We start from the raw sequence: 18263 nt of genomic DNA on the forward strand, positions 1-18263 counted from the left end.
AGCTTGGCTTCTTTTGTGTTGGATTGAAGTTGCAGCAAATTGGCTCCCCCTCGTCATTTTTAACTATGGTCTAGTTGAATAGAAGTGTGTATAATCGTAAACAAGTAAAAGAAAACTGGGAAAACGAAATGAGTTTTTCTAGTTTATATGTTTTTAAGAGCGCTTTCATTTTAAGGTAAAAGGATAATCTGTTCCTAAGGAAGTGAAGGGGAAGAATGGATTTCAAATCACGTGTTATGAAAGCCGCTATTGAGGAATTTGATGAGAAAGGAATCCGCTTTACGATGGATGATCTTTCCGCCAAGCTGGGCGTTTCCAAAAGGACACTATATGAGCAAATAGGGAACAAAGAAGACATTATTCGCTTGTTCATTCGAGAAGCGTTTTCGAGCATAAAGGAACAGGAACAGCGCATTATGTCTGATGAATCGCTGGACGTTGTGACAAAGTTAATGGCGATTATTCAAATTATGCCCAACTTTTCTGCTGTACTAGATTACCGGCGAATCTATGAAATTGAAAAGTCATTTCCAGAGCTCTTCATCGAAATAGAAAACAATTTGCAAGCGGATTGGGAAACGACACTATTATTAATTGAGGAAGGAATCAGGCTCAAACGTCTCAAACCGATTAATCCACTCATTTTCAAAGAAGTTCTCTTTTCCACAATGGATCGCATGCTGAAAGATCGATTTTTAATGGAAACCAATTTGACGTACGAGGAAGCGTTGAGAGGGGCAATTGAGATTGTATTTAACGGCATCGTGCACAATAAAGACTTAGCGATAGCAAGCCAAGCGTAGCGTTCGAATAAAAGGAGGTTTATCTTGAAAATATGTGCTCGTTTACTCCCCATAGGGGTATCACTCCTTCTACTAACAGCCTGCGAATCTCAGATTTCGACGACTATTCCTAAGCCAACACCGAAAGAGCAGACATTAACGTGGGTTCATCATTTTGATGAAGAGGGCGCGCGTAAATGGTTAGAAGCGGGTACACAGCTGTTCGATAAAAAGTACCCAGCCTATTCGTTTGCTCTAACGGGGGTAGATGCTGGGAATTACATGAGCTTGCTGCGGTCTAAGGCTGTCTCAAACACGATGCCTGATATCTATATGGTGGATTCCATTTCAGCAGCGAAAGATTTAATTCAAAGTGGATATGCGTTGGACTTAACTGGACAGCCGTTTCTTTCACAGATCGATGAACGGTACCTTCAAGGCGTCAAATCGTCTGACGGTAAAATATGGGCACTTCCCATTGACGTAAACGGTGTGGGTGTCATTTATAATAAGGACGCCTTTGCTAAAGCAGGAATCCTTAACCCACCTTCAACTTGGTCCGAATTCTTGCTGGATTGCCGCAAGCTGGAGAATGCAGGAATAACCCCTATCGCGGCAGGTTATAAGGATAGCTGGACGATACTCTGGGATGTCGCTGCGGATCTCTTGGTCAGCCAATATGCCTTTGAGCCCAACTGGATCACCGATGTGGAAGCAGGCAGAACGACGTTTAAGGAGGATCATATTCATTTCAAAAATGTCCTTAAGCGATATGCCGACCGACTGGCTTATATCAACAGTAAACCGTTCGAAACAGATTGGAATCAAGCGTTAGACATGCTGGCTAATGGTAAAGCGGGCATGATCATTAATGGGACATGGACAGTAGATGGCGTTAAGTCTAAGAATCCATCGAGTAATCTTGGCCTATTCGCTTTTCCATATTCGGAGCATCCAGAGGATGCAAAGTTCCCCTTAAAATCAACGGGTGGCATTGTAATTAATCCGAAATCTCCCCATAAGGAAGCGGCCTTACAAGCGTTAGACATATTTGCATCTAAGGAAATGGGGCTTAATTTTCAGACGAATAAGAAAGCATTATCTGTGATAAAAGGACTGCCGACTGACTTCGATCCGACGTATGTGGAACTGGACAAAGCTTATATTCAAACTTCCAAAATCTATGACTGGTCGAAGATGACGACTGATTTCGTTAACCAAGATCTTCAAAAAATATATGTGGATGCGCTTACGAGATTCGCTCTGGATAAGAATCGCAACACGGATGTCTTCCTAAGTGAGCTTGATCAAGCTTTCGATCGGATTCGTAAGCCTGTAAAATGACGTGCGAATAAGGAGTAATGCGCATGAGTAGTTTCCCCTGGATTTTCAAGCCTATCAAAGATTATCGTATCCGCATGAAAATTTTCTTATCTAATATGATTATTATCCTATTTATCTCATCAGCCATAGGTGGCGTCGCGATTTATGTCTCTACAAAGTTCATTGAATCGAATACAAGGGATCTTTCCATGCAAGTCATTCATCAAGTTGCGGATAATATTGAGAACAGAGCAAAGGAGGCTTTAAATTCATCGGTTTACGTGTTAAGTGACAGTGGTATTCGCCAAATTGTCGCAGAACAGGGGGAGAAAGTAACGTCAGACAATTATCCTACCTTCCGAAGCCGCATGGAATTTCTCCTGGCACAGTATGGAAATAGTATTCCCTATTTAAATTCGATCATGATCCAAACACGAACGGGGCAAGTATATTGGTGGGAAAATAGAAAAGGCATCACGCATTCCTATCAGCAAGCTGATATTTCAAAAGAGACGAATCAGGCATCCGCCTATTTGAAATTGCATGGCGTGAATCTAGGCTGGTCTCCTTCCTTACGTCAGCAAAAAGAAGTTCATCTAATTCGAGACTTTGTCGACGTTAGTCAGCTGGATCAAAGCTTAGGCACGCTTGTTTTTAATTTGGATACGGAATATTTCTTATCACTAGGCAATAGCAGCTCCATTATTAAACAAAACAATATGGTTATTATGAATCCCTTCAATGAATTATTGGCGGGTGGTGGGACGCCAGGGACGAATGAACTCATTGCCAAGAGTTTGAGCTATCAGCTCAAAGAAGGTGATTACTCCATGGCAACGATGGAGACGGTTCAAACAGGAAGTCACTTATTTCTGCAAGAACAAACCGCTACACTGGGGTGGCGAGTGCTTTGCTTCATTCCTTTGTCCGAACTCTTGTCGAATACGCGTATTCTCGTTCTGCTTATAGTTCTCGTTATATGTATAGCTGTTGTCATATCGACTGGGATTGCGATTCAACTCTCGAAGTCAACGACGAGGAATATCAAAGTATTAGAACAAACCATGCGTAAAGTAGAAGATGGGAATTTTGATGTCCGAATTGTCCCGCAGGGGAATGATGAAGTTGGCATTTTATCTGTGCGATTCAATTTCATGTTGTCCCGGATTAATGATTTGATTAATACGGTATATAAAGAGCGCATTGCTAAGCAGCAAGCAGAATTTACAGTTTTGATAAGTCAAATTAATCCCCATTTCCTGTACAATACACTAGGCACGGTGAAATGGTATGCGCATATGAATCAACAGTCTGAGATTGTAGGGATGGTTAGCGCAGTAATCGACATGCTGAAGTCTTCGGTTAGGCGTGTTGGTGAATTCCATCGGCTAGAACTGGAAGTCAATCTACTGAACAATTATATCTTCATTCAAAAGATGGGATATGGTGACGCCTTCCAGCTGAGAAACGAAATCGATGATAGCTTACTGGATTGTGAGGTTCCCTATTTTATTCTTCAACCGCTTGTCGAGAATGCGATTCTTCATGGCATTGAAATGTCTAAAGGGATAGGCCTGATCACACTAGGTGCTTTCATTGAAGGGGAGCAGCTTGTATTGATTGTGGAAGACAATGGAATGGGGATGGACGCTCATCAAGTAGAATACTTACTTAGCGGGGTGAACCAGAAAGAGACCGTTCCAGGCTTGAATGGCATAGGTATCCGCAATGTACATGAACGGATGCAACTGTACTATGGTGAGAGTTATGGGCTGAGTTACGAAAGCGTTCCAGGGTTAGGTACGAAGGCTATATTGCGAATGCCCTATAAAAAACTGCCAATAGAGGAGGCTTAATGATGCTGAATGCCATGATCGTTGAAGATAATGCTATTTACCGATATGCCATCAAGTCGATCATTCGATGGGAGGATTATGGGTTTCATATTGTAGGCGAGGCGTTGAATGGCGTTCATGCGCTCGATTTACTTCAACATCATCATGTTGATTTAATTGTCACGGATATTTCGATGCCAGAGATGAGTGGCATTGACCTTATTCAAAAGGTGAAACAGTTAGATGCGTCTATTAAAATGGTAGCGCTAAGCTCTTTCGATGATTTCAGGTACGTAAAAGAAGCATTGAAATTAGGCGCAGAGGATTATTTGCTAAAACATGATTTGGAGCCAAGTACGCTTCAGCAACTGCTAGAGCAAATGTCGAAGAAAATCATAGCCGATAATCAAAAAAGGAAACAAGATGCGCTTCGGACATCCAGCTTTGAGGAAATGAGAGGAATGCTCGGCCGCAAGCTGCTCTTAGGGGACGTTCAGGCAGAGGAAGTCAATGATCAAGCGAATGCGATGGAATTCCCCATCCATAAAGAACCATCGATCGTCATACTTCTAGACGGGCATGGAGAATCTGGCGCCTATGTATCCAATGAACTGCTGAGTTCGTATGCAATGATCATTCCAATCACGAAGCAAAGATCCGCCATCATCGCTTATTACCCTCACGAGAAGAGTGAGAGGAAGTGTGTGGAAATTGCGCAGCAATTGGCTTCTCAGCTGTATATGGACACGAAAGGGCATAGCGGCTCAGCGATAATTGGTATCAGCGGTGTTGGATTCGGTTTGAAAGATTTAGCGCTTCTCTATAAGCAAGCCGAGCGTGCTTTGGAGTTATTCGTCTATGAGGGAATTGAACAAATTTACCATTATTCTTCCATAGAGGTTCGGGAAGCAGTAGGACCAATAGCGAGTAAGAACGTACAGTTGCAACCGCTTATTATGGCAATGAAGAGTGGCAACTTCCAAGACATACAGATACAAACGGAGAAGCTCTTTCAAACGCTAAATTTGCTTAGACCGCCCGTTAGCCAGGTAAAGACGATCTTAACGGAGTTGGTGCTCCTATTGAAAACAATTGCGATAGAGAAAAACAACTTCACGGTCGAAGTTGAACAAAGCTGTAAGGAAATGAGATCCGTATTGGAGCAAAGCAACCAAGCTCTGAAGCAGTTGCAACAGCAGTTTCTGCATGTGAACCGGCAACTTACGGGTGAAGCTTCTGGAAGCTCAGTTGTCCGTAAGGAAATTCAATTGGCGATGGCTTACATCGACGAGCATTTTGCGGAAGATATTACGGTAGCTCAAATTGCTGAGATCCTTCATCTCAGTACGAATTACTTATCGAATTTATTCAAAAGTGAAACCGGCATGCGCATGATTGAATACATCAATCGCTGCCGAATTCGTAAAGCAAAGGAACTGCTTCGAGATTCAAATCTCAAAGTCTATGAAGTTGCAGAACGTACGGGCTTTCAAGAAACGTCTTACTTTTGCAAAGTATTTAAAGAGTTAGAGGATAAAACAGTCAAGGATTATCGACGACTTCCGTGAATTGTATAATAAATCAGTGATTGTTGGAATGTAAATGGCTTCGAATTGACATACAATTCGAGGCTTTTTTATTTTCTAGCGGAGTAAACATCGGTGTTTTTTGATAAAACTTGAAGTTTTGTTTAATGTAAGCGCTTTTACACAGGGCTATAATAACTACATAGAGCAGCGACTAACAAACCGTTGGAAATGAAACGGGTTTCATAAACGAAATTGACGATTCGGTCGGGGGAGGTTCTACACACATGAATGTATTCAATACCCAAGAAGCTATTGTGCAATTATCACCTGATGCTTTACGAATCAATGGGAAACCAGAGATCGTAGTATGTGCTTCTTTATTTTATTTTCGTTTACCTCGCGCACTATGGAAGGAACGTCTTCAGAAAGTGAAAGCCTATGGATATAACGCCATTGATGTTTATTTTCCTTGGAACTATCACGAAAAAGAGGAAGGGAACTGGGATTTCAGCGAGGAGAAGGACGCAGCTCAGTTCCTGCAAGACGCCTCGCAAGAGGGATTGTGGGTAATCGCGCGACCAGGACCTTATATTTGTTCAGAATGGGATGGCGGCGCACTTCCTGCCTACTTGTTTGCCAAGGATAACTTGCACATCAGACAAAACGATCAACATTACTTACAGTATGTTGCACGCTGGTATGATCAAATTCTTCCTATCCTGAAGAAGTATCAAATAGGAGAAGGCGGAACGATCATTGCTGTTCAACTTGAGAACGAGCTTGATTTCTATCCTTGTGCTGACCCTAAGGGATATATATCTGCCTTGCGAGATATGGCGTTAGCACACGGAGTTACTGTACCGCTTATTGCTTGTGCGGGACAGGGCGGCTTGGTGGAAGCATCTGGTCTGGCAGAAGGTGTTGTGCCAACCTGCAACTTTTATCCCGATGACCATGACCCCGTTTTGGAAGAGAAAGTGCTTTACTACAAAAGCGAATTAGGCAGACGTAATCTCCCCTTGCTGGTGACGGAGACGAATCGTTCCCACTATCTGCTGCGTAGGTTATTGTCTTGTGGTGTCAAATTGCTCGGTCCTTATTTGCAAGCGTCTGGTACCAATGTTGGGTTCACGAACGCCATTAACAATTGGGGGAACCCACTCTCGTTTTTAACATCCGATTACGACTTTCATGGCATGATTACACCCGAAGGACATGTGAGAGATGAGGCATTTGAGGGGAGATTGCTGCATCACGTGATTCAATCTTATGGCAGTTCGTTGGCAGAGGCGGAACCTGTTGCGAATGACAGTGGATCTCACTACCAATTAGCCCTGAAGCAAGGCGGATATCTGGTTTTCTTATGCAATGTCACTGATAAGGATGAATGCGCTTACTTACCAACCGAACAAGCTAGCTTGCCAAGTTACTCAACGCTAATCGCCAAGCCTGATCGCTGTCCGATACTCCCTATCGGAATTCCCCTGCACACGTGGGGGGTAGATGAAGGTACGCTCTTGTACGCAACTGCGGAGCTTGCCATGGTAAGGCATACGAACGATCGTACGCTATTTGTCTTCCATTCTGAGGGCGAAGGAGAACTCAGCTTCGAATTCCAATCTGAGCTTCACGTTGTTAAGAGTACGATGAAGCTGTGTGAGCAGAAGGGTTCGTCGTTGACTGTCAGCTTTCAGGCAGACGAGCAAGCCAGTTCAGTACTCATCCGTTTGGAGGGAGATCGGCTCATAGAGATAGTGGGAATTAGCCGTTCCAAAGCTTTACTCCTAGCGTCCATAGATGAAAGCGGGCACATGTGTTATAGCACCAAGATCGATCGTGCTAGTGAGCCAATTGAGGTTGATGCTGATTGGACGCTAAGCCAAGTGAATCCATCGACTTCAATTGCTCAAGAAGTTATTCCGCTTGGAGATCAGGCGGACTACTTAGAGAAGCATGGCGTCTATCGAGGATATGCGTGGTACACATCAGAATTAGCTATGCCTTTAGAACAGGAAACGTATAAAGGTGTCCTGATTCAACAAGCAAGCGATGTTGTTTCCGTCTATGCAGGAGCAACATATCTAGGAACCGTTACACCAGGTGGTGGAAGTCACTATCTTCCTCTTACAGATGAAGTAGATTGGGAATATGACCTGCGGACGCGTGTTGAAATTTGGGGTCATACGAACTTCCATGATAAGCGTTTACCCGCACTTAGTTTGAATGGGCTCAAGGGTTTAACAGGCGTTGTAGGTGTGACGTCTACGATAGATTTGAGGCAGAATTGGCGCGTTAAGCATCTTCAATCAGACGCAGATAGAGACGTATTCGCAGACCCTGTGTACGATGATTCCTTATGGCCAATCGTAGGCTTGGGTGGTTGGCTTTCGGCGGATCAACCGTCTTATGAGTGTTACCGGAAACAAATTAAGCTAGATGCTGGGGCTAATGCATGGGTTCTTCATGCGAATGGCATGGTTGCTAATGCTTTCATTTATGTGAACGGACATGCGCTCGGGCAATTAAATCCGCATAATCCATTCTTTGATCTGACTCCCTATGTAGAAGCGGGGGAGACAGCAACACTGACTGTGTATCTGGTGAAATCCTACGAGACATTAAGCGGTCAAATCGATCTCTATGAAGGAACGAAGGCAACGAAGTGGTCATTATCAGCTTGTGAGGAAGATGGCCTGTTGAAGCATGCTGAGCTTGCTAAGGCAAAAGCAACGCCAGTTGATGCAGCTATTACGCTCAAACCAGGCGACTTGGCCTGGCTTTACGGAACGATTAACAATACCAACGAGGGTAGAGGCTGGCGTGTATATGCTTCTGGCAGCGATATGAAGCTGACGGTTATCTTTAACGGTCTTGTGGTGGGCCGATTATGGACCAAAGGGGGAGCAAATCGTCCTGAGTTTCGTGGAGGTAACGAGGAATCCTTTTATTTGCCAGGACCATGGTTCAAGGAGGAGGGTTCGGGCAGTGAAATGGTTATCTTGCTCGAGGCTGTAGGAGCCAGCGAGCATGCATGGCTGGAGCCATTACGATTCGTGCCCATCGCAGAGGCTTAAGAAGGAAGGAGTAGAAAGATGAAAACAGATGCTAAATTACATGTGCTGAGTGGCGTTAACGTTGGCATACAAAGACGTACATCAAGGTTTCGAAGATTGTGGAGTTTTCGGACATTGATTCTAATGTGTGTCCCGGCCATCCTATTTTTTCTGCTTATGTCGTATCTCCCGATGCCGGGATTGTATCTAGCTTTTATTAATTACAACTACACCGATGGGATATTCGGCAGTCAATTTGTCGGGTTTGATAACTTCAAGTTTCTTGTGACCTCCGGTGAACTTTGGAAACTAACATTCAATACGATCGCCTATAACTTGGCTTTTATTCTGATCGGTAATTCATTGCAAATAGGGATTGCCATTCTGCTCAATGAGCTGCGCAAAAAGTGGTTTAAGAAACTAACACAATCATTGATGTTTTTACCTTTCTTCATATCTTTCGTACTGGTTGGTCTCATTGCCTACAATATTCTAAGTTATGATTACGGACTGCTGAACGGGGTACTCAAATCGATGGGTTGGGATCCTGTTAAAACGTACTCGAATCCATCCATTTGGCCGTTTATTATCGTCATTACCTATTTGTGGCAATCTACCGGTTATGGATCTATCGTCTATTTTGCCGCCATAATGGGCTTGGATTCCGAGATTGTTGAAGCTTCTGAAATTGACGGTGCGAATGCGCTGCAACGTATCCGTTATATTATTCTTCCATGGTTAAAGCCAACCTTCATTATCCTGCTGCTATTCTCATTAGGAGGTATTCTCCGAGGCAATTTTGGACTGTTTTATAACTTGGTTGGAGCTAATAATACGGCCTTATTCGATACGACAGATATTATTGAAACGTTTGTCTTCCGTTCATTGCTAAATAACTTCAACTTCTCAATGGGAAGCGCTGTCAGTTTGTATCAGTCGGTTTTCGGTTTCTTCATTATCATTACATCAAATTGGTTTGTGAAGAAAGTCTCGCCAGAGAACACATTATTCTAAATCAATAGGCACGATATGTGCTAGGTAAGGAGGCGTATACAGTGATGCAGGCAATTACACGTGGACGGGGATCTGATATATCCTTAGTTGCGATTCGAGTATTCGGTTATGTTTTTATTGCTCTATTCGCTATATGTTGTTTAGTACCTTTTCTTGTTGTGCTGGGTACATCATTTACATCCGAGAAATCAATTACGTTGCATGGCTACAATCTTTGGCCAAGAATTTTTGATACATTTGCTTACAAAATTGTGTTTGAGAATCCCCAAGTTATTATTGGGTCTTACGTAGTGACATTGGCAATCACAGTTATTGGAACAAGCATCGGATTATTCATCGTTGCCATGACGGGTTATTCCCTGCAACGGCCTGATTTTCCATATCGCAATCGGATCTCGTTCTTCATCTATTTTACAACCTTGTTTCATGGGGGCGTGGTCCCTTTCTACCTGATCATGACGCAGTGGCTGCATTTAAAAGATAATTATTTGGCTGTATTGCTGCCAGGGCTCATGAGTCCATTTCTCATTATTATGATGAAAAGCTTCGTGAGATCCATTCCTCATGCGATTACCGAATCTGCCAAAATGGACGGCGCTGGCGACTTTAAAATCTTTACAAGGCTGATCCTGCCCATGACCACACCAGCTTTGGCTACAATTGGCTTGTTTATCGCACTTGGTTATTGGAACGAATGGTATAACGCACTGTTGTTCCTCTCACCTGATATGGATTACAGACCTTTGCAGCTTTTCTTGTACAACGTAGTAACGAGTGCGGATTTCATTAAAAATTCTTCCGTCTCCTCCAACATTCAACCGCGTGATATGCCGCTCGAGTCCATGAAAATGGCTACGGCTGTTATTGCCACAGGACCTGTCATTCTGTTTTATCCGATGGTACAGAAATTTTTCATTAAAGGTATTACCGTTGGTGCTGTTAAAGGCTGACGTATTCATAATTCATAGCAATGGGGAGGCAGTTCAATGGTGAAGAGAAAAGGGAAAGTGTTAAGTGTAGCGTTAGCCGCCACACTAGCTGTCAGCTTATCGGCATGCAGTAGTTCATCCAGCACGGAAACAAGCGCAACGGATAAGGGAACGGGCAAGACAGATACGGCAGCCGCTACTGCAGGTGCAAGTTCAGGTAAAATAGACACGTCCGAATTCCAAACCATCTCTTATGTCATGCTGGGGGATAAACCGAAGAATGGCCAATTTGAAAAAGTCATGGACAAAGTCAATGCCCTTTTGAAACAGAAAGTCAATGCGAAACTGGAAATTAAATGGGTGGAGTGGGCTGATTGGCAAACGAAATATAACCTCTTGCTCGCTTCCGGAGAACCTGTTGATCTAATTACGGGTGCGACAGATTGGCTCGATACATGGCAAAACTCCCAAAAAGGAGCATTTATGCCGATGGATAAGCTGCTCCCACAATATGCGCCAATCACATGGAAAGAAATACCTCCAGAAGATTGGGCAGAGTCGAAATATAAGAATCAAATTATGATCATTCCAGAAAATCATTACACGCAATGGGTCAATCATGGCTTCTTCTATCGTGGTGATTGGGCGAAGGAATTCGGCATTACGAAGCCGATTACGGATTTCCAAGGGTTGGGCACCTATCTGCAAGCAGTGAAAGATAAAAAACCTGGCGTAATTCCTTGGGACACAAACGGTTCAGGCTTGGGTATTGCCAATGGCTATGTCAATTCCGTTACTGATGCCATTGAGTTACCGATCGGTACAGGCATGATCAATGTTATTTTCGGTAAATCCTTTAATGATAAATATAAAGCTTACAGCCCAGTCTTCGATGATACCTTTGTTAACTTAGCGAAGATGACGAAGGAATGGGGGGACAAAGGCTTCTGGCGTGAAGATGTTCTCAACTACAAAGGAGATAATAGATCTTTAATGGAGGCAGGCAAATCCTCTATTGATCAACATCATACCCAAACATACTTGGGTGAACGCAAGAAGATGGATCAACTGCAGCCAGGTTCTGACCTTCAATTATTCCCGTTCTCAGCAACTCGTAACAATCTCGTATCGTTGTCTATTACGCATGGCGGTACTTCCTTAGGTTCTCACAGTAAACACCCAGAACGAGCAATGATGGTTTATGAGGTGCTTCGTCAAGATCCGGAAGTATATCGCTTGATGAACTACGGTATGGAAGGCGTGCAATATGTTGTTAAAGACGGCAAGCGTTATCGTCCGGATGGCTATGATGTTCAAAGAGATGAGTTCTACTCTAATTTCTGGGGTGGCCGTATCGACAAGAATGAAATTCCAGAAGGAGATACTTGGGCAGGTAAAGGGGATCTATTTGCTTCCTATGACAAAATTAAAAAGCCATATCCTTACGGTCGCTTCGTTTTCGATAAAGCGAGTGTAAATAACGAATTAACAGCTGTTACCCAAGTGGTTAATCAAATGGCGCCTGCTCTTATTTATGGTAAAGCTGGTGATCCTGTCAAAGCTGTTGAAGATTTCCGAGCTAAATTAAAATCTGCGGGCTTCGATAAGCTGCAAGCTGAGGTTCAAAAACAATTGGATGCTTTCAAAGTATTGGTAGAAAGCAGCAAATAAATGAAAGAAAGATCGAAGGTCTGTTCTAACAGGCCTTCGATCTTTATATCATGGTTACATTGATGAAATGGAAGTGTCTGTATTGGAATCTGTCACGGTCTATGATATTGCCCGCGAAGCGAATGTCTCTGTTGCAACGGTTTCACGTGTTCTGAACGATACAGCCCCTGTGCGGGCATCGACCAGACAGAAAATCATTGCCATTATCGAGAAGCATAAGTTTCAGCCCAATGCCCTCGCACGAAGTTTGGTGAATAAGAAAACAGGGATGATCGGCATGTTGATTCCGGACAGTACCAACATGTTTTTTCCAGAAGTGTTCGGAGGGGCTGAAATCGCTGCACAGAAATTGGGCTATACCCTCTTTCTCTGCAACACGTTCAGCAATTTCGATCGAGAGTCGGAATATTTGAGTCAACTCTGTGAAAGACAAGTGGAGGGGCTCATTTTCATGGGAGGGCGCGTCAATGCACGTCACTGTCCAGATGCCCTCGTGCAGGAGGTCGTGAATATCCAGAGGAAAATTCCGATTGTTTTGATCAACGGAAGCCTTCCAGGAAACCCTTGTTACCAAGTTAAAACAGACGAATATGCAGGTACGCAGCTTGTTGTACAGCATCTTATAAATCAGGGGCATCGCCATATTGGCTTTCTTGGAGGAAACTCAGAAACGACGACGACGATGGAAAAGTTAAGAGCTTTCCGAGCTACGCTTGCCTTGAACGATCTCCATTTTCGCAAGGATCATGTGCTATTTGGGGGATTCTCCATGCAAAATGGTCATCATTTGATGGATCGATTTATGACGATGATCAATCGGCCAACAGCTATTCTCTGTATTAATGATTACACGGCCATTGGCGCGATGAAGTCAGCTATTTCTCATGGTGTTAGAATACCGGAAGACCTGGCTATTGCCGGATTTGATGACACCCAGCTTTCTTCGGCGATGAATCCTGAACTCACAACGGTGTCACAGCATAGTGAACGACTTGGGATTAAAGCGATGGAAATTTTATCGAGGTTGATCGAGAAGGAAAAGGTGAAGAAAGTGACTGTGTTGGAACCTAAACTTATTATTAGGCAGAGTACGCAAAGTTAGGCAGGCAGCAAAATGACAGCCGTATCACATTAAAAGGGGAATGCCGAAATGAATCTATACCGACCGATTTATCATTTTCTTCCTGAGAACAATTGGATGAACGATCCGAATGGGTTGTTATATATTAATCATGAATATCATCTTTTCTACCAATACAACCCGTATGCGGATCATTGGGATACCATGCATTGGGGACACGCTAAAAGCAAGGATTTGGTACACTGGGAACATTTGCCGATAGCCTTGACTCCTTCTCGCGAATTGGGGGAGCTTCATTGTTTTTCAGGTTGTGCTGTAGATAATGAAGGCGTGCCGACAATTCTCTATACAAGTATCGGAGCCGGTGAGCGGAATGCAACCGATGGACCTGAGCAATGGCTTGCAACCAGTCGCGACGGCATGCTGAGCTGGGAGAAATATCGTGCGAATCCTGTATTAAGTCTGAAAGCTCACGGTGACATGCCTATTAAAGAATGGCGGGATCCCTTTGTTTGGAAGGAAGGGGACGTATGGTACATGGTAGTTGGCGGCATCCACGAAGACAAGGGATGTGCGCTAATTTATAGCTCTTCAGATTTAGTAGATTGGCAATTTTTGAACAAGCTTCATGAGGGCACGGAGGGAATTTGGGAATGTCCGAATTTCTTTAAACTTGGAAATAAGTACGTATTGATATACTCCCCTGCGGGTCAAGTGAAGTATGTGATAGGGACATGGAACTCGGACTACTCCTTTACGCCTGAGATTCGTGGGGCGATGGATTGCAGCGGTTCGGATGGCTTCTATGCGCCCAACAGTATGATAGGTTCGAATGGCCGGCGTCTGTTGTGGGGCTGGATACCTGAAGCGGCAAGAGGCGAATTCAAAGGAAATGCGGGTTGGGCAGGCATGCAATCCGTACCTCGTGTATTGACTTTGGCACCTGATGAGTCGTTGCGCATGGAGCCGGCAGTTGAATTGCAAATACTGAGAAGAAATGAGTATCAGCTTGACAATAAGCGAATTCTCTCCGGTAACGAGCCCCTTGAAATTCACGGACGGGCATTGGAAATGACCGCTCTTTTTCATATTGAAGCAGACTCACAGCCATTCGGAATTAAACTGCTCCGATCACCTCAGGGTGAAGAGGAAACGGTTCTTATTTTCGAACCAGAGAAAGGGAAAGTCTCAATAGATAGATTGCGATCCAGCTTGTCAGAGCAGCCTGATAAATCAAGGGTAAGTGGTACTATGGATTTTACTGCGAAGCACGAGGTTAAGGTACATGTATTCTTAGATCATTCCGTGTTAGAGGTATTTATCAACGATACGCAATGCTTAACGGCAAGGATATATCCAACTTTGGCGTCCAGCGATGGTGTAAGTCTCTTTGCTTTGGGCGATAAGGATGTCTTGTTGCAGAGGTTTTGTGTATGGGAAATGGCTTCCATCTGGTCTTGAGAAACTACACACGAAATGAGTTGAGATGATGACGATGTTTTCTGGTTTAGATATCAAGCACAAGCTTCCGTTCGGCATTCTTCAATCTATGAAGGCGGAGTCAGTTCATGAAGAAGACTCAATTTGGAGAGTACGTGCAGAGGGAACACAGACGATTGAGCTTTGTTTTGGCTTCGGGCCCTCATTTGTCCTGCAGAAATCCAAACAGTGGTATGTTCTGCCGATGGATGAAGGAAGTATGGATCTTGAAGGAGATTCTTATGCTTGGGTATTACCCAAGGATCCTGATTCAATCGATAACGCATGGCTAATTAGAGCAGAAGGAACAATCCGAATTCTAGCAGATTCTGAGCAGGAGATTCGGGTACATGTTGCTTCCGATCGTTGTGAGTTAATACCATTTGAGTGCAGACCTTACGCAGATTGTTTTGGCAACCGATACCGATTTGACTTTGAGAATGGGGAACAACTAGGGAAAACGTTAGCCGCTTTTTATTGGGGAACCATGCTTCCTACTGTCATTGAAAAAACAAAAGCTGCTAGTTACCCGGAATCTGATGGATTTGTGTTGAGCACACTAATGAAGCTTGTATACGCAGGGACTTACCCGGATGTGGATCATGAATTTCAAATTAAAGGGAGAATGGCCTGGGGCAATGATCTGGATACTGCCATCATTCGTCGAATGATGGAGCTTCAATTCAAGCTCATGAGAGAAGATCCGCAAGAGTTGTGGAGGAATCCTTGTGCAGTTCAACCAGATGGAACTAGAGAGTATCATGTACGGCGAAATTCCCTGGATGGCAAAGCGAATGCGAACATGTTCCTTATTACAGGCAATGTTGAGATATTGGAATCAGCTTGGCTCTATATGGCTCTAACAAAAGATAGAGAATGGCTCAGTAAACATATCGAAGATCTTGAAGGTACTGCAAGTGGAATTGAGGCCTATATCGACCGTAAAGGGCGTCTGTGGTCCGATGTTTATTACGAAGATCAGGTGATGAAGGATGGACGGGAATCGTTGGCTACGGCACTTGCTGCCAATTCATTTCAGTTGCTCAGCCAATTAGAGCAATACTTACAACATGAAGATAAAGCTGAATGTTATGCTAAAATAGCATCACGTTTGTCCGAGGTTATGGTTGAACCTCTGCCTAACGGTTACTGGGATCCCGCTAGTCGCCGATTTGTCGATTGGATTGACCGCCATGGCGAAGTGCATGATCATATTCATCTATTGGCAAATGAATTGCCGGTTATGTTCAGCTATGCTACGGCAGAACAGGAAAAGGCGGTCATGGCTCTGATGGATGCCAAACGCGCAGAGTTTCAGCGTTTTCCTAGCTTCGTAGCTGCCGAAATCGACCAGTATACGGACACCGAGCTTGGCGATGGCGGACCTTACGACTTATGTGCAGCCGGACGCTATTGGTGCTGGGATGCAGCCTTCTGGTCCTGGCAAAAAGATCGGGACATGCTAGCTGGACAATTGCAGCGTGTTTCGGAGCAGGCAGCCAAAGAAGGCTATATCATGGGGGAACGCTATGATATGGATTATGTTTACTATGTAGATGGGAAGGATTGGCATGGCGCTGCCCATTATTATGAATACCCTTGTGTCTACTCTTGGGTATTCATTCATGAGTATGTAGGTATACGGTTCTCTTTGGAGGCGGATTTGAGAATAGAACCCAAACTGCGAAGCTATGGGCGAGTTGAATTGCAGCAATCCCACTTTCAAATCGCTTATGAGTACACTTCATCCGGGTTTAGTTTGACCAATTTATCCAAGTCGGATCGAGTCTTTGAGGTTGATCTTTCAGCATTATTTCCTGGTAATAGTTGCAGATCCTTCGTTGTTGCAGCTGGTGAAGAAATATTCGTGCCTTGTATATTGAAAGAGGGTTAAATGATTAGATGATGTTTACTTATGTAAACATCATCTTTTTTATTTGCAACCGTTCAACTGTTTAATTCGATTTTTTGTCATGCAACGGTCAAATATATACAATAATAGGGAATTAGTGGTAATCTAACTTAGTTCATTGTAAAAAGGAGGAAGACAAATTGGTTCCAAAACATATTGTTTTTATGATTTGCGGAATAACACTCACGATGTTGATGGTGAACACGGTATCGTTGGCCACTTCAAATAATTCAAGTGAGATTGCTGAACAGGTGAAATTTAGATGGATTGATTTTCACTTAAATCCCTCTGACGTGAAGAATCATTGGGCGGAAAGTGTGTTTCAATGGGCAATCATCCACAGGATGATCGATGGTTACTCAGATGGAAGCTATCAGCCTGACCGTTCGATAAACGAGGCTGAATTTTTGAAAACATTCTATAAAGCGTTTGGAGCAGCGCTCCCCGTGAGTAAAGGGGAAGATTGGATGGACGGTCCTTATCGACTAGCCTCCACGTGGAAACACCCTGTACAAGGTGCTAGCGATAAAGCATTAAGGATTACACCAATTACAAGAGGGCACGCAGCTGAAATTATTGCTGCTGCGCAGGGCGTCAATTATCAAGGCGATGAGGCCATTACATATTTGCTTGGCATGGGGCTTGCGTCCGGTAAGACATCACCTACCCTAGAAGGCTTCTCTGGCAACGATGTTCTAACGAGAGCAGAGGCTGTACAATGGATTCGAACAATTAAATTGAAGGGCATACGTACCATTAACCAAAGGCCAATGGCTCCCTCAGATCCTAAGCTCTTGCCACCTCTGAACTCTGGAGACAAAGCAAATCTTGTAGACTTCGTAACGGTTCCCATGTTGAAAGAAGATTTGAATTTGATAGATAAACAAGAAAAAGCTGTGATTCCATTTGGAACCCCTAAATCATTTTTTGACACAAAATATGGGGTTTCTAAGCAAAAAAATGTAGTCAATATGGAGATGTACGGGCAGCTTTCTGTTCATTTTGATAAGAATGGCGGCATGGACGCTTGGTCGATTGATGATTCTTCCCTCCTACCGTCTCATTTCCAGACGAATCAGCGGATTATACTTAATGAAAATACGTTGCTCGATGTGCTCCAAACGTATGGAACGGATGGGTACGGCGGAGATGGAATAGCTGAATATTACTATGAAAAAGTCGGTGACGAATTAGTACCTCGGCCATCTCGCTCACAAATTGTAGATTTTAACAATGCGTATGTGATTTCATTTACGTTTGAAGAGACAACTCAGAAGGTCAGATTTATATTTGTATCCACGCATGCTTTTGCCTCAAATCCACGTAGAGAGGATTAAGATGAAAGATGGGTCTGGAAGCGTCTTTTTGCTTGCCGATGCACATTACCTTTTATTTACCCATCGGTTGCTGGATGCTATTTGGAGATCATCTATTCTATTAGCGAATAGATGGATTTCCTACAGTTAAATGTATCGATTTTCTGTGCAAATACAGAATAAATGGATAACCTACAGTTAATTTTGTCCATATTACCCGATCAGAGCAGCAGAGAGATAATTAACATCATATTTTCCATTTATTTCTATTTTTCAAGGGAATTCCGCTTAAATAGCTGTATATTTTCCAGTTAACACGGCGCATTTTGAAATACGCGC

General features: G+C 43.5%; 12 protein-coding genes. All 12 read left to right on the forward strand.

The features are described 5' to 3' along the window. The first annotated feature begins 215 nt into the window (after window positions 1-215). The 12 genes from AC58QM_RS11185 (at window position 216) to AC58QM_RS11240 (ending at window position 17945) form a co-directional block, all read left to right on the forward strand. Window positions 216-803 carry a TetR/AcrR family transcriptional regulator gene (locus AC58QM_RS11185; RefSeq protein ID WP_497283885.1) on the forward strand — a complete coding sequence of 196 codons (588 nt, stop codon included), beginning with the start codon at window positions 216-218 and terminating at the stop codon, window positions 801-803. A 24-nt stretch (window positions 804-827) separates the two neighbouring features. Further along, window positions 828-2126, forward strand: coding sequence for an ABC transporter substrate-binding protein (locus AC58QM_RS11190; protein ID WP_497283887.1), 1299 nt, complete (start codon window positions 828-830; stop codon window positions 2124-2126). A gap of 23 nt (window positions 2127-2149) precedes the next feature. Continuing rightward, a complete protein-coding gene (locus tag AC58QM_RS11195; RefSeq protein WP_497283889.1) occupies window positions 2150-3961 on the forward strand; it encodes a sensor histidine kinase in 1812 nt (603 codons plus the stop codon). After that, a complete protein-coding gene (locus AC58QM_RS11200; RefSeq protein WP_497283890.1) occupies window positions 3961-5508 on the forward strand; it encodes a response regulator in 1548 nt (515 codons plus the stop codon). The genes AC58QM_RS11195 and AC58QM_RS11200 overlap by 1 nt, the downstream gene beginning before the upstream one ends. Window positions 5509-5753: 245 nt before the next feature. Next, complete coding sequence (locus AC58QM_RS11205; RefSeq protein ID WP_497283891.1) at window positions 5754-8543, forward strand: beta-galactosidase; 2790 nt, start codon at window positions 5754-5756, stop codon at window positions 8541-8543. Between the two features lie 123 nt (window positions 8544-8666). Beyond that, a complete protein-coding gene (locus AC58QM_RS11210) occupies window positions 8667-9536 on the forward strand; it encodes an ABC transporter permease (RefSeq protein ID WP_497284455.1) in 870 nt (289 codons plus the stop codon). 44 nt (window positions 9537-9580) lie between these two features. Beyond that, window positions 9581-10486, forward strand: coding sequence for a carbohydrate ABC transporter permease (locus AC58QM_RS11215; RefSeq protein ID WP_497284457.1), 906 nt, complete (start codon window positions 9581-9583; stop codon window positions 10484-10486). A gap of 36 nt (window positions 10487-10522) precedes the next feature. Then, complete coding sequence (locus AC58QM_RS11220; protein WP_497283892.1) at window positions 10523-12136, forward strand: ABC transporter substrate-binding protein; 1614 nt, start codon at window positions 10523-10525, stop codon at window positions 12134-12136. 82 nt (window positions 12137-12218) lie between these two features. Next, window positions 12219-13238, forward strand: coding sequence for a LacI family DNA-binding transcriptional regulator (locus AC58QM_RS11225; protein ID WP_497283894.1), 1020 nt, complete (start codon window positions 12219-12221; stop codon window positions 13236-13238). A 48-nt stretch (window positions 13239-13286) separates the two neighbouring features. After that, the gene (locus AC58QM_RS11230; RefSeq protein ID WP_497283895.1) at window positions 13287-14678 is read left to right on the forward strand and encodes a glycoside hydrolase family 32 protein; all 1392 of its coding nucleotides are present in this window, start codon (window positions 13287-13289) and stop codon (window positions 14676-14678) included. 25 nt (window positions 14679-14703) lie between these two features. Next, window positions 14704-16590: a glucosidase family protein gene (locus AC58QM_RS11235; protein WP_497283897.1), complete on the forward strand. Its 1887-nt coding sequence runs from the start codon at window positions 14704-14706 to the stop codon at window positions 16588-16590. 158 nt (window positions 16591-16748) lie between these two features. Further along, a complete protein-coding gene (locus tag AC58QM_RS11240; protein WP_497283898.1) occupies window positions 16749-17945 on the forward strand; it encodes an S-layer homology domain-containing protein in 1197 nt (398 codons plus the stop codon). Window positions 17946-18263 lie beyond the last annotated feature (318 nt).

Source organism: Paenibacillus sp. J22P165, from assembly GCF_059692015.1.

Bases quoted from the DNA above. Each gene is read 5' to 3' on its own strand.
- AC58QM_RS11195 (WP_497283889.1), top strand. From the start codon at position 2,150: ATGAGTAGTTTCCCCTGGATTTTCAAGCCTATCAAAGATTATCGTATC.
- AC58QM_RS11185 (WP_497283885.1), top strand. From the start codon at position 216: ATGGATTTCAAATCACGTGTTATGAAAGCCGCTATTGAGGAATTTGAT.
- AC58QM_RS11220 (WP_497283892.1), top strand. From the start codon at position 10,523: ATGGTGAAGAGAAAAGGGAAAGTGTTAAGTGTAGCGTTAGCCGCCACA.
- AC58QM_RS11230 (WP_497283895.1), top strand. From the start codon at position 13,287: ATGAATCTATACCGACCGATTTATCATTTTCTTCCTGAGAACAATTGG.
- AC58QM_RS11215 (WP_497284457.1), top strand. From the start codon at position 9,581: ATGCAGGCAATTACACGTGGACGGGGATCTGATATATCCTTAGTTGCG.
- AC58QM_RS11210 (WP_497284455.1), top strand. From the start codon at position 8,667: ATGTGTGTCCCGGCCATCCTATTTTTTCTGCTTATGTCGTATCTCCCG.
- AC58QM_RS11235 (WP_497283897.1), top strand. From the start codon at position 14,704: ATGATGACGATGTTTTCTGGTTTAGATATCAAGCACAAGCTTCCGTTC.
- AC58QM_RS11200 (WP_497283890.1), top strand. From the start codon at position 3,961: ATGATGCTGAATGCCATGATCGTTGAAGATAATGCTATTTACCGATAT.
- AC58QM_RS11205 (WP_497283891.1), top strand. From the start codon at position 5,754: ATGAATGTATTCAATACCCAAGAAGCTATTGTGCAATTATCACCTGAT.